Genomic DNA, 20265 nt, shown 5'->3' on the forward strand with positions numbered 1-20265 from the left:
CGGTCCGCGACCGCGCCTTTGCTGGTTGGGTTGCCACTTCTGTTGATGACAACACTACGGCCTGCGAGCGCTCGGCCCCGCCTCAGGACGGCTGTTCGGGACGTATCCGCAGCCGTCTTCACCTGGTCAGCACACCCGGGTCAACACGGGGCAACGTGCCAGTTCGGGGGACCTCAAGGTGGGGTTGTCGGCACCCCTGCGAGGTCATGCTTGTGCACACCCGCTCACGGCGGGTGCACGCGGTCACGTGATGTCGCGGCGGAACGTCGTCAGGCGCCCCACGAGGGCCAGCCCGAGGCCGTACGCGAGGAGCACGAGTGCGCCCTGCCACCACTCGAGGAGGGTGCCGACACCGGTCTCCGAGTAGAAGCTGCCGCCGGAGATCGCCTCCCCGGCCGCACCCGGCAGGTACGCGGAGATGCCTGCCCCCCAGCTGGTCAGCCCGAGCACGAACCGCAGGACCGGCTCGACGAACTGCGTGAAGGCCAGCACCACGACGATCACGGCGACCTGGTTGGTGAGCACCGAGCCGAACCCCACGCCGACGATCGCCCACAGGGCCAGAGCCAGCACCGACAGCCCGATCGTCCGCCAGGTCGAGGCCTGGTCGAGGAACGTGGGCTTGTCCAGCAGCGTCAGCACGGCAGCGCCGGCGCCGACCGCGGCGAGCGTGCCGACGAGCCCGTAGACGAGGCCGAGGACGCCTGCGGAGATCACCTTGGCGGACACCAGGACGGTCCGGCGCGGCTCCGCGAGCAGGGTGGGCGTGATCGTCTGGTGCCGGAACTCGGAGGCGACGGCCAGCGCGCCGACGACCAGCGGGAAGACGTAGCCGAACGTCACGGCGATCGTGTAGACCGCCCGCACGACGGCGTCGGGCGCCAGCACCAGGTCGTCCTGGCCGGTGCCGCTGGTCATTCCGCCGCCCTGCGTGATCCCCCACCCGAGCACGGCCGCCAGGAACGCCATGTAGACGGCCATGGCCAGCAGGAGGATCCACCACAGGCGGGTGGTGACGAGCTTGCGGTACTCGGTGACCAGCGCGGCGCGCATCAGGCCACCGCCGACTCGACGGAGCCCACCAGCTGCAGGAACAGTCCTTCGAGCCCTGGGTCGCGGCTGGACAGCTCGTGCAGCTCCACGCCGGCGGCGAACGCGGCCGCACCGACCGTGGCGGCGTCGACGTCCCACAGGTCCGCCACCCGGGGGTCGCCCGCGTCCGTGCGGGTCCACGCGGACCGGTCCACGAGGGCGGCGAGCGCGGCCGCGTCGGGGGACACCGCGCGCACCTGCACGCGGGCCATGCCGGCCAGCTCGGCCAGCGACGAGGCGTGCGCGAGCCGGCCGCGGGCGATGATCACGACGTCGTCCACGGTCTGCTCGACCTCGGACAGGACGTGGCTCGACACCAGGACCGTGCGGCCCTCCGCGGCCAGCGCGCGCAGGAACCCGCGCAGCCAGCGGATCCCCTCCGGGTCGAGTCCGTTGGCCGGCTCGTCGAGCAGGAGCACGCGCGGGTCGCCGAGCAGGGTGGTGGCCAGCGCGAGCCGCTGCCGCATGCCGAGCGAGAACCCCCCGACGCGGCGGTGGGCTGCCTCCGAGAGGCCCACGAGCTCGAGCACCTGCGCTGCGCGCGCGTCGGGGACGCCGACCTGCGGGGTGTAGAGCCGGAGGTGGTCGAGTGCCGTGCGGCCGGGGTGGAAGCTCGCGGCCTCGAGGGCGGCGCCGACGGTGCGCAGCGGGCGGCGGATCTGGCCGTAGGACTGGCCGCCGATGGTCGCGGCACCCGCGGTCGGCCGCACCAGGCCGAGCAGCATGCGCAGCGTGGTGGTCTTCCCGGCGCCGTTCGGTCCGAGGAACCCCGTGACGCGACCGGGAGCGACCTGGAAGGAGAGGTCGTCGACGGCACGGACGGGCCCGAACGACTTGGAGAGGTGGTCGACGAGGATCGTGCCGTCGGTCGTCATGCGCCCGACCCTAGTGTTCTGGCCGGAGGAGAACTCGGCTATTTGAGCGCCGGGCTGGTCGCGGGGAGCGTGACGCGCATCGTGCAGCCCACCTCGGTGTCCGCGACCTCGATCCGGCCCCCGTGCAGCTCGACGGCCCACCGGACGATCGCGAGCCCCAGACCCGTTCCGCCCGTCGACGCCTGGCCCGTGAGCGCAGGGGTGTTGCCCCGGACGAACCGCTCGAAGACGTGCGGCCGCTGCTCCCGCGCGATGCCCGGGCCGTGGTCGACCACGTCGATCCGCACGTCCGTGCCCACCCGCGACGCCTCGAGCCGGACCTCGTCGTCGTCGGGGGAGTGCCGGACCGCGTTGTGCAGCAGGTTCGCGACCACCTGGTGCAGCCGGTCCGGGTCGGCCGGCACCGTGAGGTCTGGGGGCTCGACCACCACGGGGAAGCGCAGCCGCTTCGTCGCGCCGACGAGCATGGCGCCCTTCGCCGCCTCCTCGAGGAAGTCCTGGAGCCGCACGGTGGCGACCTCGAGCGGGACGTCGCCCGCCTCCAGCCGCGACAGGTCGAGCAGGTACGTGACGAGCCGGCCGAGGCGCTCCGTCTGCGCCAGCGCGGCCTGCATGGTGGCGGGGTCGGCCTCCGTCACCCCGTCGACGATGTTCTCCAGCTGAGCCTGCAGCGCGGTCACCGGCGTGCGCAGCTCGTGCGAGACGTTGGCCACGAGCTCGCGCCGGAACAGGTCGGCCTGCTCCAGGTCGTCGGCCATCGTGTTGAACGCGTCCGCCAGCTGCCCCACCTCGTCGAGGCTGGTGGCCCGCACCCGGCGGCTGTAGTCGCCGGAGGCCATCCGTCGGGCCGCGAAGGTCATCTCCCGCAGCGGCGACGTCATGCCCCGCGCCAGCAGCTGCGTCACGATGAGCGACCCCACGATCGCGATCGGGAGCGTCCGCGACGGGCCCAGGTGGTTGTACAGCCCGAACCACGTGATGAACGCGGCTGCCGTCACGGTGGCCGCGACGAGGACGCCGAGCTTGATCTTGATCGAGCTCAGGCGATCGAGCGGCCGGACGTCCGGGAGCCGCGAGCGGGCGAACTCGCCGCGGACGTGCCGGGGTGCGTTCACGCGCCCTCGGGGACCGTCGCCCCGCCGGCGTCACCGGTGCCGTCGTTCGGCTCGAACGCGTAGCCGACGCCGTGCACCGTGCGGATCAGGTCCGGCCCGAGCTTGCGGCGCAGCGCCTTGATGTGGGAGTCGACCGTGCGGGTGCCGCTGGCATCGACCCAGTCCCAGACCTCCGCGAGGAGCCGCTCGCGCGTGAGGACCGTGCGGGGCGTCGCCGCGAGGGCGAGCAGCAGGTCGAACTCCGTCGGGGTCAGGTGCACCTCGGTCTCGCCCCGCAGGACCCGGCGCTGGGCCCGGTCCACCGTGACGTCGCCCAGCACCAGCGGCGGGTCGGGCTGCTCGGCGGAGGCCATCTCGGCGGCGCGCGTGGCGCGCTCGGTGCGCCGCAGCAGCGCCTTCGTGCGCGCCACCAGCTCCCGCATCGAGAACGGCTTGGTCATGTAGTCGTCGGCGCCGACGCCCAGGCCGATGAGCATGTCCGTCTCGTCGTCGCGGGCGGTGAGCATGAGGACGGGGACGGGGCGCTCGGCCTGGATGCGCCGGCACACCTCGAGCCCGTCGATCCCGGGGAGCATCACGTCCAGCACCACCACGTCCGGGCGCAGCCGCGACGCCGCGCTGACCCCGCTGAGCCCGTCGCCCACCGACTCGACCGTCCAGCCCTCCGCGGACAGACGATGCACGATCGCCTGCGCGATCGCCGGCTCGTCCTCCACCACCAGGACCGTCGTGCCGGCTGCACCGCCGGGCGTCGTCGGCCCACCGCTCACGTTCGCCATGCCGCCAGCGTGGCACAGGCTCGCCACGATGACGCCCCGATCCGTGGACGCGCCGGGTGGAGTCGCCGGGTCGCCCGTATGATCGAGCCCACCATGAGCAGCTCAAGTCGCTGCCGGCGTCCCGCCCGGGCCGATGAGCCCGGGGGAGACCATGCCGGCCACCTCTTCCTCTTCTCACTCCCTCCGGGGATCCCCACCAGCGCCGACCTCCGGGTCGGCGTTCGCCGTGGCTCCCGCCCTTTGAAGGGCAGCGCCGCGTGCTGATCGAATGGCTCCTCGTGGGCCTTGGGGTGCTGCTCACCCTCGGCACCGCGGTGTTCGTCGCCAGCGAGTTCTCGCTGGTGACCCTGGACCCGGGCCTCGTCGAGGGCCAGGCGGCCCCGGACGACCGGCGCAGCCAGTCCGTCCTCAAGGCGCTCCGGCGGCTGTCCACCGAGCTCTCGGGCGCCCAGCTCGGCATCACCCTGACCACCATCCTGCTCGGGTACACCACGCAGCCCGCCGTGGTGCGGCTGCTGCGCCTCCCCCTGCAGGAGTCGGCGCTCGGTCAGGCGATCGGCGGCATCGTCGCGGGGGTGCTCGCGATCGTCCTGGTCAACGGCTTCTCGATGGTCGTCGGCGAGCTCATCCCCAAGAACCTCGCGATCAGCCGGCCGCTGCCCACCGCGCGCATGGTCGCCCCGCTGCAGAGCGGGTTCACCAGCGCCCTGCGTCCGCTCATCACCGTGTTCAACGGCAGCGCCAACGCCTTGCTGCGCAGCGTCGGGATCGAGCCGCGTGAGGAGCTCTCGGGCGGGCGCTCGCCGCAGGAGCTCGCCGCGCTCGTGCGCCGCTCGGCCGAGGTGGGGACCCTCGACGAGTCCACGGCGACCCTGCTCACCAACTCGATCGAGTTCACCGAGCTGACGGCCGTCGACGTGATGACGGACCGGCTGCGTCTGGTGGTGGTCCGGCGCGAGGACCCGGCGTCCGACGTCATCGACCTGGCCCGCCGCACCGGGCACTCCCGCTTCCCGGTGATCGGGGACTCGAGCGACGACATCGTCGGGCTCGTGCACCTGCGCCGCGCGATCGCCGTGCCGTACGAGCGCCGCGCCGAGGTGCCGGCGGCCGCCCTCATGGTCGATGCGCCTCGCGTGCCCGAGACGGTGCACCTGGGCCCGCTGCTGGTCGAGCTGCGGGAGCAGGGCCTGCAGATGGCCGTCGTCGTCGACGAGTACGGCGGCACCTCGGGCGTCGTGACGCTCGAGGACGTCGTCGAGGAGCTGGTCGGGGACGTCGCCGACGAGCACGACCGGCGTCGCACCTCGACCGCCCGCTCGGCGGACGGCTCGTGGCTGCTGCCCGGCGTGCTGCGGCCCGACGAGCTGGTGGAGGTCACCGGGCTGCACGTCCCGGCCGACGGACCCTACGAGACCCTCGGCGGGCTCCTGATGTTCGTGCTCGGCCGCATCCCGGCGGACGGTGACGAGATCGTCGTCGAGGGGGTCCAGATCCAGGTCGAGGCCATGGCCGGACGACGCGTGGAGCGGGTGCGGGTGCGCCCCGCGGCGCCGGACGACGGGGAGGAGTCATGAGCTCGAGCCTCGCCCTGGTCGTCGGGGTCCTGCTGCTGGCCGCCAACGCCTTCTTCGTCGGCGCCGAGTTCGCCATCATCTCGGCGCGGCGGAGCGCGATCGAGCCCCTCGCCCGCGAGGGCGACCGCCGCGCGATCACCGTCCTGTGGGCGATGGAGCACGTCTCGCTCATGCTCGCGTGCGCCCAGCTGGGCATCACCGTGTGCTCGACGAGCCTGGGCGTGGTCGCCGAGCCGGCCATCGCGCACCTGATCGAGGCGCCGCTGCACGCGCTGGGCGTGAGCGAGGACCTCACGCACCCGATCGCGTTCGTGGTCGCGCTCGCGATCGTGGTGTACCTGCACGTGGTGCTCGGTGAGATGGTGCCCAAGAACCTCGCCGTCGCCGGCCCCGACCGCGCGGTCCTCCTGTTCGGCCCGCCGCTCGTGTGGATCGCCCGCGTGGTGCGCCCGGTGATCACCGGGCTCAACTGGATCGCCAACCATGCGCTCCGGCTGTTCGGGATCGAGCCGAAGGACGAGGTCGCCTCCGCGTTCACCGCGCAGGAGGTCCAGTCGATCGTCGAGCGGTCGCAGGCGGAGGGGCTCCTCGAGGACGAGCAGGGGCTGCTCGCCGGCGCGCTCGAGTTCTCCGACCGCACCGCGCACGACGTCATGATCCGGACAGACGAGCTGGTCACCGTGGGGGTGGGCAGCACGCCCGAGGACGTCGAGAAGCTCGTCGCGCGGACCGGGTTCAGCCGGTTCCCCGTGGTCGACGCGGACGGGGCGCCCACCGGGTACCTGCACCTGAAGGACGTCCTGTACGCCGACGAGGACTCGCGCAGCACGCCCGTGCCCGCCTGGCGGGTCCGCTCGCTGGCGGTCGTCGGCCCGGACGACGAGGTCGAGGACGCGCTCGCGGCCATGCAGCGCTCCGGGTCGCACCTGGCTCGCGTCGACGAGGCCGGGCAGACCGTCGGAGTCGTCTTCCTCGAGGACATCCTGGAGGAGCTGGTCGGCGAGGTCCGCGACGCGATGCAGCGGGGCCAACTGTTCTGATCACTCGTGTCACTGGTCCGGATGTGCGGATCACGTGTCCGACGTCGGCGTGTCGCTCAGCGTGTCGCCGGGTTTGTCCGGTCCGTGCACTGGACGGATGTCCAGAGACTTGGAAGCGGGTCCACGAGCCGTTATGGTTTCGTGACCGCACGACGCCGGGTTGCGTACAGCGCGCCCGACGACGACGTCGCGGCAGATCAGAGACGTGTGGACGACTGGAGGTGTCGTGGGGTCGCACAGCGAGGAGCCCATGACGGCACCGCCGACCCGCCGCAGCCTCCGGGAGGCCGAGCGGCGGGCCGCTTCTGAGCCCACCCCGGTGACCGCCCCGCGACCGGATCCGGACTCCCCGACAGCCGCCCACCAGGTGCCGACGTGGGCGCACCCGGCGCCCGCTCCGACTCCCGCTCCGACGCCCGTGACCGAGGCGTTCGCGGTGCCGGCCGCCCGCGCGCAGACGGCCCGGTCCGCCTGGGCCTCCACACCTGCCGCACCCTCGTTCCAGCAGCGCACCGCGGCCTCCTTCACCCAGACGATCCCCGCGCACCAGGTCCGCTCCGCGGCACCGGCGGCACCGGTCGCGACCATCGAGTGGCCCGCCCCGCCCGAGGCATGGGCCGGCGCACCGGCAGTCGCGACCCCCGACCCCGCACCGGCACCGCCCGCCGCTGCCGAGGCGGTCGATGACGTCCCCGAGCTCGCCGGAGTCCCGCACGGCACCGTCAGCCGCCGCACCCGCCGACCCACGAGGACCGCGGCCCGGCTCAGCGTGCTGGGCGTGCTCGCGGGCATCACCGTCGTGATCCCGGTGAGCCAGGGCGTCGTGACCGGCCCGTCGGCGTTCGGCTCCGACGCGCTCGCCGACTCCACCCTGCCGACCACCGTCTCGGCGCTGGCCGGATCGTCGCTCTCCGCACTGCCCCCGTCGTCCCTGGTGTCCGCGGACGGCGCCCTGCAGGCTCGCGGCCTGGCCGCCGCCAGTCGAACGGAGGAGCGGTCCGCGCTCCCCGGGTGCGACGGCTCGCTGCGGCCGGCCGGCCAGAACGGGCTGCTCAAGGTCGCCGACCTGTGCACGCTCTGGGACAACCACACGCAGCTGCGCGCCGACGCGGCCGTCTCGCTCGCCGAGTTCAACCAGGCCTTCGCCGCGCGGTTCGGCGGCGACCTCTGCCTCAGCTCCGGCTACCGGACGCTCGCGGCGCAGCGGGCCGTCAAGGCGCAGAAGGGCGGCCTCGCGGCGGCCCCCGGCAAGAGCAACCACGGCTGGGGCCTCGCCGTGGACCTCTGCCAGGACCAGACGTCCGGCGTGAAGTGGCGCTGGATCACCGAGAACGGCCCGACCTACGGCTGGGAGAACCCCGCCTGGGCGCAGCCGGGCGGCAGCGGCCCCTTCGAGAAGTGGCACTGGGAGTTCACCAAGGGCGTCCAGCAGGACGGCGAGTACTACGACGGCTGAGGCCGCCCCTCGGTCCTCAGAGCAGCGCTAGACCCCAGGTGATCGTGTGGCTGGCGCCGGGCGCCAGGTGCACCAGGTCGTCGCCCGTGCGGAACGCGTCGGCGATGCACGTCATCGGCTCGGCAGCGACGCCCCGCCGCTCGATGTGCGCCACGGTGTCGCCCGTGCACACCTGCCACGCCTGGGTCGCACCGCCCGCCCAGAGCGCGACGGTGCGTCCGTCCGGGCAGCCGAGGCGGATCCAGGACAACCCCGCCGCGTCGCGCAGGACGTCGATCCAGGCGTCGTCCAGGTCGAGCCCCTTGAGCGAGCGCGGCTCCCTCAGGTCGTAGTCCCCGTCCACCCGCTCTGCCCCTGTCGGGAGCAGTCGCTCGTCGACCGTCACGTGCCGGGACGCGTCCACCCGGAGCGTGCAGTCGTCGACCTCGGCGCCGCCGGGGGACAACCACGGGTGGAACCCGATGCCGTACGGCGCCGTCGTCGTGCCCAGGTTGGTGCCCTCCGCCCGCACGTGCAGGCCGGCCTCGGTGAGCGTGTACGTGAGCCGCACGCGCACCGGCCAGGGGTATCCGTGGGTGGGGACGACGACGTGCTCGAGGGTGACCGAGGTGGCGTCGGCGTCGGTCGTCTCGAACGTGGTGTGCGCGACGAGACCGTGCAGCGCCGTCTGCCGCGCGTGCTCGGTCAGCGGAACCTCGTACGTGTGACCCTCGTAGCCGAAGACACCGTCGCGCAGCCGGTTCGGCCACGGTGCGAGGACCGCACCCGAGAAGGCCGGGGGGATCTCGGCCTCGTCGAACGGCAGGACGACGTCCCTGCCGTCGACGGAGTACGAGCGGATGCTGGCACCGACGGCCGTGATGACGGCGCGCTGGCCGCCGAGCTCGAGGACGTGCTGGCGGCCGGTCGGCAGGGGTGCGGTGAGGGTCGTGGACACGCTCACACGCTAGCGGGCCGGACCCAGGACCCGTGGGAACGAGGTCATGTGTCCGGCCCGGCGGTCAGGCGTCGGTGTCGTCATCCCGCATGCGGGACAGGACGACGAGGGTCGTTCCGCCGACCAGCGCGACGGCCCCCAGCACGAGCGCGGTGCGGGTCGAGAACCCGGTCGACGCGAGCCGGACGTGCGGCGCCGCCAGGACCTCGCTCGTGAACGGGGGATCCGTGGCGAGGAGCTCCGCGAAGGTCGTCGGGTGTGGAGTGACCGGTGTGGCGGGGTTCACCGGGGTCGCGGGGTCCACGGGTTCGACGGGCTCGACCGGTGTCACCGGCTCACCGGGCACTGTCGGGTCCACGGGCTCCACGGGTTCCACGGGTTCCACGGGTTCCACGGGCTCGATGGGGTCGATGGGGTCGATGGGGTCGACCGGCTCGACCGGCTCGACCGGCTCGACCGGCTCGACCGGCTCTGTCGGGTCCACGGGCTCGACGGGCTCGACGGGGTCGATGGGGTCGACGGGGTCGACCGGCTCTCCCGGCTCGACGGGGTCAACTGGCTCTGTCGGGTCCACGGGCTCGACGGGGTCGACGGGGTCGACGGGGTCCACCGGGTCGACCGGGTCGGTGCAGACCGGCGCCTGGCCGCCCTCACCGAAGTGCTCGTTGACGCCGCTGATCTGCACCCAGGTGACGCAGTGCCCGTCGGGGAACGCAGCCGCGAACGACGGGTGGTCGGCCCAGGCGTAGTAGTCCTTGCCGACGTACGCCGCACGGGGCCAGACCCCGTTGTGCGGCACGGACTGGTGCACGTTGAAGGTCCGCTGGCCGGAGCCGTCGAGCGCGGTCACGCGGTAGTTGAGGTGGCCGTTCGCCTCGAACGTGGTGCCCGCGGGGAGTGTCACGCCCTCGGCGGTGACCGTGTAGGGGGTCGGGCTGTCGGAGCCGCCGGCGTGTGCAGCCGTCGGGAGGAGGACGAGTGCCGCCGTCAGGGCAGCGGCACCGAGGGTGCGGGGGTGCATGGAGCTCCTTTCGGGCGCGCAACGGCGCCTCGAGGTGTGCGGAACGGGTGATGATGACGACGGCGGGAACCGGCGGGCCTCAGCTGGGGGCCCGGGTGGTGGAGTGGGACGGGTCGTCGACCGCGTCCGCTCTCTCCCTGCTCGCGTTATGACAATTGTCGCGTATCCGGTTGCCTCGGGCATGGGCCCGAGGTCCCACGCGGGTCCTTCGTGCGGGTGAACGGCGTCCTGTCTGTGGACAGCGTGGTGTGCGGCCCCGGCGTCGTCCCCTAGGGTTCCGGCCAGTGCAACCGGACATGACGGATGAACCGGACACCCATGACGCGAGGAGGGGACACCGGTGGACGGTGTGGCGATCCTCGAGACCGAGGTGCGCGAGCTCATCCGGCGGCGAGGGCTCGACCCGGTGCGGGACCGGCCGGGGGTCGTCGCGCTGGTCTCGGACGCCATCGCCGACTACGACGAGCGCTCGGTCGTCGGCGCCGTCCCGCCGCTCGTGGACGCGGTCGCGGCGCACAAGTCGGTGGTCGACGCGGTCGCCGGGCTCGGTCCGCTGCAGAAGTACCTCGACGACCCGGACGTCGAGGAGATATGGATCAACTCCCCGACGCAGGTGTTCGTCGCGCGGCGCGGGGAGGCCGAGCTGACCACGACCATCCTCACGGACGGCCAGGTCCGCGACCTCGTCGAGAAGATGCTCAAGGTCTCCGGGCGACGGCTGGACCTGTCCAGCCCGTTCGTCGACGCGAGCCTGCCGGGCGGGGAGCGGCTGCACGCGGTGATCCCGGACGTCACGCGGCGGCACTGGTCGGTGAACATCCGCAAGTACGTGGTCCGCGCGACGACGCTCGACGACCTCGTCGGCCTCGGCACCCTGACCCCGCACGCGGCGGCGTTCCTGCAGGCGTCCGTCCGGGCCGGGCTGAACGTGCTGGTGTCGGGAGGCACGCAGGCCGGCAAGACCACGATGCTCAACGCGCTCGCGGGCGCCATCCCTGCGCGCGAGCGGGTCATCACGTGCGAGGAGGTCTTCGAGCTGCGGCTCGTCGCGCGCGACTGGGTGGCCATGCAGTGCCGCCAGCCCAGCCTCGAGGGGACGGGGGAGATCCCGCTGCGGCGGCTGGTCAAGGAGGCGCTGCGGATGCGCCCCAACCGGCTGCTCGTCGGTGAGGTGCGGGAGGCGGAGGCGCTCGACCTGCTGATCGCGCTGAACGCGGGCGTGCCGGCCATGTGCACCATCCACGCGAACTCGGCGCGCGAGGCGCTGACCAAGCTCTGCACCCTGCCGCTGCTGGCGGGGGAGAACGTGTCCGATCGGTTCGTGGTGCCCACGGTCGCGTCCGCGGTGGATCTCGTGGTGCACCTGGACCTCGACGGCAGCGGGCGGCGGCTGGTGCGGGAGATCGTCGCGGTGCCGGGCCGCGTCGAGCAGGGGATCGTCGAGACCGCCGACATCTTCCACGCGCGCGACGGGCACCTGGCGCGGGCGGACGGCTACCCGCCGCACCCCGAGCGGTTCGCCCGGACGGGGACCGACCTGTCGGCGCTCCTGCGAGGTCGGGCCTGATGGGGGTCGTGGTCGGACTCCTGCTCGGGGCCGGGGTCGCGTGCATCTGGTGGTCGTTCTGGGCGGAGCCTCGGCGCCCCAGGTCGGCGCGCAGGGTCGGCTGGCACGCCCGCACGCAGGACACCCTCGTCCAGGCGGGAGTCACCGGCGTGACACCGCACGGGCTGCTGCTGACCAGCGTCCTGCTCGGGCTCGTCGTCCTGCTCGTCGGGACGGCGCTCACGCGGATCCCGTCGATCGCGCTCTGCTTCGCGGTGTTCGCGGCCATGGCTCCCTGGGCGGTCGTCCGCTCGCGCGCGCGTCGGCGGCGAGCCCGGCTCCGGCAGCTCTGGCCCGAGGTGGTCGACCACCTGGGCTCAGGCATCCGCGCGGGGCTGGCGCTGCCCGAGGCGGTCGCCCAGATCGGGGAGCGCGGTCCGGTCGAGCTGCGCGAGGCGTTCACCGCGTTCGCCGAGGACTACCGGGCGACGGGTCGATTCGGGGAGTGCCTCGACCTGCTCAAGGCCCGCCTCGCCGACCCGGTCGCCGACCGGATCATCGAGGCGCTGCGGCTGACCCGCGACGTCGGCGGCACGGACCTCGGTCGGCTGCTCCGCACCCTGGCATCGTTCCTGCGCGAGGACGTGCGGACGCGCGGTGAGCTCGAGGCGCGGCAGAGCTGGACCGTGTACGCGGCACGCCTCGCGGTCGCGGCTCCGTGGATCGTCCTCGCGCTCCTGGCCACCCGACCGGAGGCCGCGAGCGCCTACGACACCCCGGCCGGCTTCGCGGTCCTCGTCGTCGGCGGCGCGTGCACCGTGGTCGCGTACCTGGTCATGCTGCGCATCGCGCGGCTCCCCGACGACCCGCGGGTGCTGCGATGACCCCGATCGTCACGGGCGCGCTCATCGGGTTGCTCGGGGGACTCGGCCTGGTGATCGTCTGGCTCCGGCTGCGCGCCCGCCGCATCACGCTGGACCAGCGGCTCGCGCCCTACCTGCGACCGCAGCCCACGTCCTCGGGGCTGCTCCGGGCGCCCACCGTCCGGGGTCCGTTCGCCACGGTCGAGCGGCTCGTCGCCCCGGTGATGGCCGACGCCGTCCGGCTCGTCACCCGTCTGGGCTCGCCCACGTCGGAGCTGCGCCGCCGCCTGTCGCGCGCAGGCCGGCCGGAGACCGTGGAGCAGTTCCGTGCCGGGCAGGTGGTCTGGGGGGTCCTGGGCCTCGCCGGTGGCCTGGCGCTCGCGCTCCTCCTGGCGGCGACGCGGGGTGCGGGTGTCGTCGCGCTGGTCGTGCTGGTCGCGCTCTGCGGGCTGGTCGGCGTGCTCGCGCGCGACTGGGCGTTGACGCGGGAGCTGCAGGCGCGCGAGTCCCGGATGCTCACGGAGCTGCCGACGATCGCGGAGCTGCTCGCCCTCGCGGTCGGCGCCGGGGAGGGCGCGGTCGGCGCCCTGGAGCGGGTGGTGCGGAGCACGCACGGCGAGCTCTCGGCCGAGCTGGCCCGCACCCTCGCGGACGCGCGAGCGGGCGCACCACTGACCGTCGCGCTCGACAACCTGGCAGACCGGACCGGGCTCACCGCGCTCGCCCGCTTCGCGGAGGGCGTCGCCGTGGCGGTGGAGCGGGGCACGCCGCTGGCGGACGTGCTCCGGGCGCAGGCGCAGGACGTCCGGGAGGAGGGGCGCCGGACGCTGATGGAGACCGGTGGGCGCAAGGAGGTGCTGATGATGGTCCCGGTGGTCTTCCTGATCCTCCCGGTGACCGTCGTCTTCGCCGTCTTCCCCTCGACGGTGGTCCTGCGGGTCGGTCTGTGACCCGCGGGGGAACGTGGCACGGCGCCCGAGCGGCGTCCGACGAAGGGAGAACCGATGACGAGCGGCACCGAGAGCACGGACGACCGGCCGCCCTCGCGCACCGGCGCGCTGCTGTGGGGCTCGTTGGTGTGGGGCGCGACCGCGTGGGGCCGGGTCCAGAGGCGCGTCGCGGCCGGGGGCGCCGAGCGGGGCGACGTCCCGGGCTGGGTGCTGGTCACGCTCATGACGGCCGGGCTGGTGACCGCACTGTGGATCATCGCCGGGGACGCCCTGGGGCGGGTGTTCGAGGACGCCATCAACAGCGTCAAGGCGCCCTGACGTCGGACGCCGGATCCGCGATCGTCGACTTCGCGCTCGTCGGCGGGCTCGTGACGGTCCTGTTCGTCGCGGTGCTCCAGCTGACCATCGTGCTGCACGTGCGGAACACGCTGGTCGACTCGGCCTCCGAGGGTGCTCGCTACGGTGCGCTGGCGGGCCACGACCCCGGCGACGCGGCCGAGCGTTCGCGGGTCCTGATCGCGCAGTCGCTGTCGTCGGCGTACGCCCAGGGCGTGAGCGCGACGCGGACCACGCTGGACGGGCTCGAGGTCGTCGAGGTCCGGGTCGAGGCGCCGCTCCCTCTCGTCGGGCTCGTCGGCCCTGCCGGATCCCTCACGGTCCACGGCCACGCCCTGGTCGAGGTGCCGTGAACGACGAGGGCAGCTCGGTCGTCGAGTTCCTCGGGCTCTCGCTCGTCCTGCTGGTGCCGCTGGTCTACCTGGTGCTCGTGCTGGGCCGCATCGAGGCCGCGACGTTCGCCGCGGAGGGTGCCGCGCGCGAGGCGGCGCGCACGTACGTCGTCGCCGACCGTGCCGACGAGGGCGCCGAGCGCGCGGTCGCCGCGGTGGGGATCGCCCTGCGGGACCAGGGCTTCGACGACGACCCGGCCGAGGCCCTCACGCTCACCTGCTCGACGACGCCGTGCCTGGCGCCCGGCAGCGATGTCGCGGCCCGGATCGACGTGCGGGTGCCGCTGCCCTTCGTGCCGGGGTTCGTGCGCGACGTCGTCCCGCTCGAGGTGCCGGTGAGCGCCGAGCGGGTCGCGCCGGTGGACACGTACCGGGCGACGCGATGAGGGTCGGACCCGAGGACGACCGCGGCCAGGTGATGATCCTCACGCTCGGGTTCGTGGTGGTCGCCCTGCTGCTCATCACGGTCGTGGTGTCCGCCGCGGGCGTGCACCTGGAGCGCAAACGGCTGCTCGCGCTCGCGGACGTGCTCGCGCTCGAGGCGGCCGACGCGGTCGGCGACGACCAGTACTTCGCGCCGGACGCCGGCCAGGGGGACCCGGCGACGGAGGGGGTGCCGCTGACCGACGCGTCGGTGCGCGCCGCCGTCGACCGCTACCTGCGCGACAACCCGGACGCGGCTGCTGCGTGGGACGAGTTCGCCGTGCTCTCCGCGTCGACGACCGACGGCCGTTCGGCGCACGTGCAGCTCGGTGCGGTCGCCCGGCCGGTGCTGGTCAGCTGGGTGCTCGCGCCGTGGTCCGACGGGATCGCGCTCGAGGCGGAGTCGGTCGCGCGCGGCTCGTGACGGGTGCCCTCCGGGGGAGGAGCGGGGAGCGCGGACCCGGTAGCCTGGACGGTTGTGGCCACCACCGACTTCCCCACCGCAATCCGTGATCTGCGCACCACCCTGGGCACCATCCAGGCGGTGAGCGACCCGACCGCGCTCGAGGCCAAGGTGGCGCAGCTGTCGGAGCAGGCGTCGGCCCCCGACCTGTGGGACGACCCGGACGCCGCGCAGAAGATCACCAGCGCGCTCTCGGCGACGCAGGCGGAGCTGGACCGGATGAGCAAGCTCGACGGGCGGATCGACGACCTCGAGACGCTGGTCGAGATGGCCGCCGAGGAGGACGACGAGGACACGCTCGCCGAGGCCGAGGCCGACCTGCTGAAGATCAAGAAGGACCTGGGCGAGCTCGAGGTCCGCACGCTGCTGGCGGGGGAGTACGACCAGCGCGAGGCCGTGGTGACCATCCGCGCGGGTGCCGGTGGCGTCGACGCCGCGGACTTCGCGGAGATGCTCCTGCGCATGTACCTGCGCTGGGCCGAGCGGCACGGCTACCCGACCACCGTGCTCGACACGTCCTACGCGGAGGAGGCCGGCCTGAAGTCGGCGACGTTCGAGGTCAAGGTGCCGTACGCGTTCGGCAACCTGTCCGTCGAGGCCGGCACCCACCGGCTGGTCCGCATCTCGCCGTTCGACAACCAGGGCCGGCGCCAGACGAGCTTCGCGGCCGTCGAGGTGATCCCGCTCATCGAGTCGAACGACTCGATCGACATCCCCGAGTCGGAGATCAAGGTCGACGTCTTCCGCTCGTCGGGCCCGGGCGGCCAGTCGGTCAACACCACCGACTCGGCGGTCCGCATGACGCACATCCCGACCGGCATCGTCGTGTCGATGCAGAACGAGAAGTCGCAGATCCAGAACCGCGCCGCGGCGCTCCGGGTCCTGCAGTCCCGCCTCCTCCTGGTCCGCAAGGCAGAGGAGGACGCGAAGAAGAAGGCCCTCGCGGGCGACGTGAAGGCGAGCTGGGGAGACCAGATGCGCTCCTACGTCCTGCAGCCGTACCAGATGGTCAAGGACCTGCGCACCGAGCACGAGGTGGGCAACCCCGCGGCGGTCTTCGACGGCGACATCGACGACTTCATCGAGGCCGGCATCCGCTGGCGCCGGTCCCTCGACAACGCCTCTGCCTGATTCGCCTGTCTTCGGAGGCCGAAGTTATAGGTCCTAGGTCCTCCGGAAAACGCTCTCAAACCCCCGCAGGACACGGGTTGGTAACGGCACTTGCGCTTTCCTAGTCTTCAGGTCTTGAATTCAACCGACATGACCGGCCATCGGACCGGCAGGACCAGAGACGGTCCCGCTCGGGCCGCCGGGGCACAGATGCCCCGGCGCCGCAGGCCGGACGGTGCAACGAGAGAGCGGACAACGATGTCATTTGCATGGAAGAAGGTGGCCGTCGGCATCGCCACGGCTGGCCTGGTGATCGGCCTCTCCGCCTGCAGCCAGGAGCGGGACGCAGCTGACGAGCCCACGGGCAGCGCAGCGGCCGAGGACACCCTGATCGGCATCGCGATGCCGACCAAGAGCCTCGAGCGGTGGAACCGTGACGGTGCGCACCTCGAGGAGCTCCTCAAGGAGGCGGGCTACGAGACGACGCTGCAGTACGCCGACAACAAGGTGGACCAGCAGATCACCCAGCTCGAGAACATGATCAACCAGGGCGCGAAGGTCCTCGTGATCGCCTCGATCGACGGCACGGCGCTCGCGCCGGTCCTCGAGCAGGCCGCGACGAACGACGTTAAGGTCATCGCGTACGACCGCCTCATCAACGACACCCCGAACGTGGACTACTACGCCACGTTCGACAACGAGAAGGTCGGCACGCTCCAGGGCGAGTTCATCGTCGACGCTCTCGACCTCGAGAACGCCGCGGGCCCGTTCAACCTCGAGCCCTTCGCCGGCTCGCCGGACGACAACAACGCGAAGTTCTTCTTCTCCGGTGCGTGGGACATCCTCCTGCCCTACGTGGAGTCCGGGAAGCTCGTCGTCCCGTCGGGCAAGGCGCCCGCGAGCAACGACGACTGGGCCAGCATCGGCATCCAGGGCTGGGGCTCCGACACCGCCCAGGCCGAGATGGAGAACCGCCTGAACTCGTTCTACGGCGGCGGCCAGAAGGTCAACGTCGTCCTGTCGCCCAACGACTCGCTCGCGCTGGGCATCGCCCAGGCGCTCGAGGGCGCGGGCTACGCCCCGGGTCCGGACTACCCGGTGCTGACCGGGCAGGACGCCGACCAGGCGAACGTGCTCAACATGCTGGCTGGCAAGCAGTCCATGTCGGTCTGGAAGGACACCCGCGCGCTGGGTGACCAGGTCGCCAAGATGATCCAGCAGATCGTCGACGGCGACACGGTCGACGTCAACGACGAGGAGACCTACGACAACGGCAACAAGGTCGTCCCGACGTACCTCCTGGACCCGCAGGTCGTCACGCCGGACACCGTCGAGTCGGTGCTCGTCGAGTCCGGCTTCTACGAGGCCTCCGACCTGGGTCTCTGACCCACTCGGAGAGTGCTGCTGACCGCCGGTCCGTGCGAACACCTGCACGGGCCGGCGCTCGGCGGCCCGCCTGACGACACACCTGTGAGGAAGCATGAGCACTGACCACATCCTCGAGATGCGGGACATCACGAAGCGGTTCCCCGGAGTCATCGCGCTGCAGGACGTGAACCTGTCGGTCCGCGCCGGCGAGATCCACGCGATCTGCGGCGAGAACGGCGCTGGAAAGTCCACCCTCATGAAGATCCTGTCGGGCGTCTACCCGCACGGGACCTACGAGGGGGAGATCGTCCTGAGCGGCGAGCCCGTCGAGTTCCGCGGCATCCGCGACTCGGAGCGCCACGGCGTCGTCATCATCCATCAGGAGCTCGCGCTGAGCCCGTTCCTGTCGATCGCCGAGAACATCTTCCTCGGCAACGAGCAGGCGGAGCGGGGCGTCGTCGACTGGAACAAGACCAACTCGGAGGCCGCCAAGCTCCTCGCCCGCGTGGGCCTGGACGAGCGTCCCGACACCAAGATCGTGGACATCGGCGTCGGCAAGCAGCAGCTCGTGGAGATCGCGAAGGCGCTCTCCAAGGAGGTCAAGCTGCTCATCCTCGACGAGCCCACCGCGGCGCTGAACGACGAGGACAGCGCTCACCTGCTCGGCCTGATCCGGAGCCTCAAGGAGCACGGGATCACGTCGATCATCATCAGCCACAAGCTCAACGAGATCGAGGCGGTCGCCGACACCACGACGATCATCCGCGACGGCAAGACCATCGAGACCCTCGAGATGCACGGGGACGACGCGGTCACCGAGGAGCGGATCATCCGTGGGATGGTCGGCCGTTCGCTCGACAACCGGTTCCCCGACCACGTCTCCACGATCGGTGAGGAGGTGCTCCGGATCGAGGAATGGACGGTGCACCACCCGATCGACCAGGCGCGCAAGGTGGTCGACAACGCGTCGATCGACGTGCGCCGCGGGGAGATCGTCGGCATCGCCGGCCTCATGGGCGCGGGCCGCACGGAGCTCGCGATGAGCCTGTTCGGGCGCAGCTACGGTGCACGGATCTCCGGCCGGGCCTTCAAGGACGGCAAGCAGGTGGAGCTGCGCAACGTGGGTGCGGCCATCAGGCACGGCATCGCGTACGCGACGGAGGACCGCAAGCGGTTCGGCCTCAACCTCATCGACACCATCCAGCACAACGTCTCGGCGTCCGCGCTGGGCAAGCTCGCACGCTGGGGTGTCGTCGACCGGACCGCCGAGGAGAAGGTCGCCGAGCAGTACCGACGCGACCTCAACATCAAGACGCCGACGGTCTCCGCCCTCGTGGGCAAGCTGTCCGGCGGCAACCAGCAGAAGGTCGTGCTGAGCAAGTGGATCTACGCCGATCCCGACGTGCTCATCCTCGACGAGCCCACCCGAGGTATCGACGTGGGCGCCAAGTACGAGATCTACACGATCATCAACCGGCTCGCGGACGAGGGGAAGGGCGTCATCGTCATCTCCTCTGAGCTGCCCGAGCTGATCGGCATCTGCGACCGCATCTACGCCCTCAGCCAGGGCCGTGTGACGGGCGAGGTCGCCCGCGCCGATGCCACGCAGGAGCGCCTCATGCAGTACATGACCATGGAGAAGGACGTGACCCCCCGATGACTACCGACCTCAACCCCGCCCCTGCAGCGCCTCCGGGAGCTCAGGCCCGCGTGCCGCTCGGACAGCGGATGGCCGGCCTCGGCGGCAACGCGCGCCAGTACGGCATCTTCGGCGCGCTCGTCGTGATCGTGCTGCTCTTCCAGGTGCTGACCGACGGCAAGCTGCTGCTCGCCAACAACGTCGCGGCGCTGTTCCAGCAGAACGCCTACGTGATGATCCTGGCCATCGGCATGGTCATGGTCATCGTCGCCGGGCACATCGACCTGTCGGTCGGCTCCGTGGTCGCGTTCGTCGGTGGCATCGTCGCCGTGAGCATGCGAGACATGGGGCTGCCCTGGCTGGTCGCCGTCCTGCTCGGGCTCGCGGTCGGCGGTGTCGTCGGCGCGTGGCAGGGGTACTGGGTCGCGTACGTCGGGATCCCGGCGTTCATCGTGACGCTGGCCGGCATGCTCATCTTCCGCGGGCTCGCGCTCGTCATCGTCGGTGAGACCGTCGCCGGCCTGCCGTCGCAGTTCATCGCGATCTCGAAGGGGTCGCTGCCGAACTTCTTGGGCTATGCCAACAACATGGACGTCGTCACGATCGTCATCGGCATCCTGGCCATCGGGGCGATCGTGGTCTCGCAGGTCCGAGCCCGCCGTTCGCTGCGCAAGCACGAGCTGTACGTCGAGCCGGTGGGCCTGTTCGCCACCAAGCTCGCGCTCGTGTCGATCGGTATCGGCGTCCTCACGGTCATCCTGTCGTTCTCCGCGGGCGGCACGCCGACCGTGCTCGTGATCGTCGGGGTGCTCATCGTCGCCTACACGTTCCTCATGGGGCGCACGGTGTTCGGCCGGCACATCTACGCGATCGGCGGCAACCGCCTCGCCGCGAGCCTGTCGGGCGTGGACACCCGTCGGGTCGACTTCTGGATCTTCGTCAACATGGGTGTGCTCGCCGGAGCGGCCGCGATCGTCACCACGGCCCGCGCCGGTGCCGCCATCGCGTCGGCCGGGCAGAACTTCGAGCTCGATGCCATCGCCGCGTGCTTCATCGGTGGCGCCGCCGTCACGGGCGGCATCGGCCGGATCTCGGGAGCGATCGTCGGTGCGCTCATCATGGGCGTGCTCAACATGGGCCTGTCGATCCTGTCGGTCGACCCGTCCTGGCAGATGGCGATCAAGGGCCTCGTGCTCCTGTTCGCCGTGGCGTTCGACCTGATCAACAAGCGTCGGGCGGGGACGCGCTAGCGAGGCGATGAATCGATGGACGACGAGTTGCAC

20 protein-coding genes are annotated in these 20265 nt (G+C 72.0%); 14 read left to right on the forward strand and 6 right to left on the reverse strand.

Annotated features, from left to right (window positions below; all coding sequences use genetic code 11):
• Positions 1–243: 243 nt before the first annotated feature.
• The 4 genes from AC1DXT_RS06600 to AC1DXT_RS06615 are packed head-to-tail and all read right to left on the reverse strand — an operon-like array spanning position 244 to position 3861.
• A complete protein-coding gene (locus tag AC1DXT_RS06600) occupies positions 244–1053 on the reverse strand; it encodes an ABC transporter permease (protein WP_477060532.1) in 810 nt (269 codons plus the stop codon).
• Positions 1053–1967 carry an ABC transporter ATP-binding protein gene (locus AC1DXT_RS06605; RefSeq protein ID WP_477060533.1) on the reverse strand — a complete coding sequence of 305 codons (915 nt, stop codon included), beginning with the start codon at positions 1965–1967 and terminating at the stop codon, positions 1053–1055. The genes AC1DXT_RS06600 and AC1DXT_RS06605 overlap by 1 nt, the downstream gene beginning before the upstream one ends.
• Before the next feature lie 38 nt (positions 1968–2005).
• The gene (locus AC1DXT_RS06610) at positions 2006–3082 is read right to left on the reverse strand and encodes a sensor histidine kinase (protein WP_477060534.1); all 1077 of its coding nucleotides are present in this window, start codon (positions 3080–3082) and stop codon (positions 2006–2008) included.
• Positions 3079–3861: a response regulator transcription factor gene (locus AC1DXT_RS06615; protein ID WP_477060535.1), complete on the reverse strand. Its 783-nt coding sequence runs from the start codon at positions 3859–3861 to the stop codon at positions 3079–3081. The genes AC1DXT_RS06610 and AC1DXT_RS06615 overlap by 4 nt, the downstream gene beginning before the upstream one ends.
• Positions 3862–4118: 257 nt before the next feature.
• On the opposite strand from AC1DXT_RS06615, the gene AC1DXT_RS06620 reads away from it, so the two are divergent.
• The 3 genes from AC1DXT_RS06620 to AC1DXT_RS06630 all read left to right on the forward strand — a co-directional run bounded on the left by AC1DXT_RS06620 (position 4119) and on the right by AC1DXT_RS06630 (position 7934).
• Complete coding sequence (locus tag AC1DXT_RS06620) at positions 4119–5438, forward strand: hemolysin family protein (RefSeq protein WP_477060536.1); 1320 nt, start codon at positions 4119–4121, stop codon at positions 5436–5438.
• The gene (locus tag AC1DXT_RS06625) at positions 5435–6478 is read left to right on the forward strand and encodes a hemolysin family protein (protein ID WP_477060537.1); all 1044 of its coding nucleotides are present in this window, start codon (positions 5435–5437) and stop codon (positions 6476–6478) included. Before AC1DXT_RS06620 ends, AC1DXT_RS06625 begins: the two co-directional genes overlap by 4 nt.
• Before the next feature lie 250 nt (positions 6479–6728).
• Entirely contained in the window at positions 6729–7934 is a 1206-nt protein-coding gene (locus AC1DXT_RS06630) for a M15 family metallopeptidase (protein ID WP_477060538.1), read from the forward strand.
• A 16-nt stretch (positions 7935–7950) separates the two neighbouring features.
• On the opposite strand, the gene AC1DXT_RS06635 is transcribed toward AC1DXT_RS06630, so the two are convergent.
• Positions 7951–8871, reverse strand: coding sequence for an aldose 1-epimerase family protein (locus tag AC1DXT_RS06635; RefSeq protein WP_477060539.1), 921 nt, complete (start codon positions 8869–8871; stop codon positions 7951–7953).
• Positions 8872–8935: 64 nt separating this feature from the next.
• On the reverse strand, positions 8936–9892 hold the full coding sequence (locus AC1DXT_RS06640; RefSeq protein WP_477060540.1) for a hypothetical protein: 957 nt from the start codon (positions 9890–9892) through the stop codon (positions 8936–8938).
• A 340-nt stretch (positions 9893–10232) separates the two neighbouring features.
• Here AC1DXT_RS06640 and AC1DXT_RS06645 point away from each other — a divergent pair, with 340 nt between their 5' ends.
• The 11 genes from AC1DXT_RS06645 to mmsB all read left to right on the forward strand — a co-directional run bounded on the left by AC1DXT_RS06645 (position 10233) and on the right by mmsB (position 20232).
• The gene (locus AC1DXT_RS06645) at positions 10233–11459 is read left to right on the forward strand and encodes a CpaF family protein (RefSeq protein WP_477060541.1); all 1227 of its coding nucleotides are present in this window, start codon (positions 10233–10235) and stop codon (positions 11457–11459) included.
• Complete coding sequence (locus tag AC1DXT_RS06650) at positions 11459–12322, forward strand: type II secretion system F family protein (RefSeq protein ID WP_477060542.1); 864 nt, start codon at positions 11459–11461, stop codon at positions 12320–12322. Before AC1DXT_RS06645 ends, AC1DXT_RS06650 begins: the two co-directional genes overlap by 1 nt.
• Positions 12319–13251, forward strand: coding sequence for a type II secretion system F family protein (locus tag AC1DXT_RS06655; RefSeq protein WP_477060543.1), 933 nt, complete (start codon positions 12319–12321; stop codon positions 13249–13251). The genes AC1DXT_RS06650 and AC1DXT_RS06655 overlap by 4 nt, the downstream gene beginning before the upstream one ends.
• Positions 13252–13374: 123 nt before the next feature.
• Positions 13375–13569 (forward strand): hypothetical protein, encoded by a 195-nt coding sequence (locus AC1DXT_RS06660; RefSeq protein ID WP_477060820.1) that lies wholly within the window; start codon positions 13375–13377, stop codon positions 13567–13569.
• A gap of 20 nt (positions 13570–13589) precedes the next feature.
• Positions 13590–13940 (forward strand): TadE family protein, encoded by a 351-nt coding sequence (locus AC1DXT_RS06665; protein ID WP_477060821.1) that lies wholly within the window; start codon positions 13590–13592, stop codon positions 13938–13940.
• Positions 13937–14365, forward strand: coding sequence for a pilus assembly protein (locus AC1DXT_RS06670; RefSeq protein ID WP_477060544.1), 429 nt, complete (start codon positions 13937–13939; stop codon positions 14363–14365). Before AC1DXT_RS06665 ends, AC1DXT_RS06670 begins: the two co-directional genes overlap by 4 nt.
• Positions 14362–14826, forward strand: a complete 465-nt coding sequence (locus AC1DXT_RS06675) for a pilus assembly protein TadG-related protein (protein ID WP_477060545.1) — start codon at positions 14362–14364, stop codon at positions 14824–14826. The genes AC1DXT_RS06670 and AC1DXT_RS06675 overlap by 4 nt, the downstream gene beginning before the upstream one ends.
• Before the next feature lie 54 nt (positions 14827–14880).
• On the forward strand, positions 14881–15996 hold the full coding sequence (prfB, locus tag AC1DXT_RS06680; RefSeq protein WP_477060546.1) for a peptide chain release factor 2: 1116 nt from the start codon (positions 14881–14883) through the stop codon (positions 15994–15996).
• 237 nt (positions 15997–16233) lie between these two features.
• The gene (chvE, locus tag AC1DXT_RS06685) at positions 16234–17361 is read left to right on the forward strand and encodes a multiple monosaccharide ABC transporter substrate-binding protein (protein WP_477060547.1); all 1128 of its coding nucleotides are present in this window, start codon (positions 16234–16236) and stop codon (positions 17359–17361) included.
• A gap of 94 nt (positions 17362–17455) precedes the next feature.
• Positions 17456–19003, forward strand: coding sequence for a multiple monosaccharide ABC transporter ATP-binding protein (gene mmsA, locus AC1DXT_RS06690; RefSeq protein ID WP_056096667.1), 1548 nt, complete (start codon positions 17456–17458; stop codon positions 19001–19003).
• Entirely contained in the window at positions 19000–20232 is a 1233-nt protein-coding gene (gene mmsB / locus AC1DXT_RS06695) for a multiple monosaccharide ABC transporter permease (RefSeq protein ID WP_477060548.1), read from the forward strand. Before mmsA ends, mmsB begins: the two co-directional genes overlap by 4 nt.
• The last annotated feature ends 33 nt before the right edge of the window (positions 20233–20265 follow it).

The organism is Cellulomonas sp. P1_G12_2 (genome assembly GCF_056405535.1).

Excerpts from the sequence above, each read along its gene's own strand:
- AC1DXT_RS06600 (WP_477060532.1), bottom strand. The coding sequence starts at position 1,053 with ATGCGCGCCGCGCTGGTCACCGAGTACCGCAAGCTCGTCACCACCCGC.
- AC1DXT_RS06605 (WP_477060533.1), bottom strand. The coding sequence starts at position 1,967 with ATGACGACCGACGGCACGATCCTCGTCGACCACCTCTCCAAGTCGTTC.
- AC1DXT_RS06615 (WP_477060535.1), bottom strand. The coding sequence starts at position 3,861 with ATGGCGAACGTGAGCGGTGGGCCGACGACGCCCGGCGGTGCAGCCGGC.
- AC1DXT_RS06625 (WP_477060537.1), top strand. The coding sequence starts at position 5,435 with ATGAGCTCGAGCCTCGCCCTGGTCGTCGGGGTCCTGCTGCTGGCCGCC.
- AC1DXT_RS06630 (WP_477060538.1), top strand. The coding sequence starts at position 6,729 with ATGACGGCACCGCCGACCCGCCGCAGCCTCCGGGAGGCCGAGCGGCGG.
- AC1DXT_RS06640 (WP_477060540.1), bottom strand. The coding sequence starts at position 9,892 with ATGCACCCCCGCACCCTCGGTGCCGCTGCCCTGACGGCGGCACTCGTC.
- AC1DXT_RS06650 (WP_477060542.1), top strand. The coding sequence starts at position 11,459 with ATGGGGGTCGTGGTCGGACTCCTGCTCGGGGCCGGGGTCGCGTGCATC.
- AC1DXT_RS06655 (WP_477060543.1), top strand. The coding sequence starts at position 12,319 with ATGACCCCGATCGTCACGGGCGCGCTCATCGGGTTGCTCGGGGGACTC.
- AC1DXT_RS06675 (WP_477060545.1), top strand. The coding sequence starts at position 14,362 with ATGAGGGTCGGACCCGAGGACGACCGCGGCCAGGTGATGATCCTCACG.
- chvE (WP_477060547.1), top strand. The coding sequence starts at position 16,234 with ATGTCATTTGCATGGAAGAAGGTGGCCGTCGGCATCGCCACGGCTGGC.
- mmsA (WP_056096667.1), top strand. The coding sequence starts at position 17,456 with ATGAGCACTGACCACATCCTCGAGATGCGGGACATCACGAAGCGGTTC.
- mmsB (WP_477060548.1), top strand. The coding sequence starts at position 19,000 with ATGACTACCGACCTCAACCCCGCCCCTGCAGCGCCTCCGGGAGCTCAG.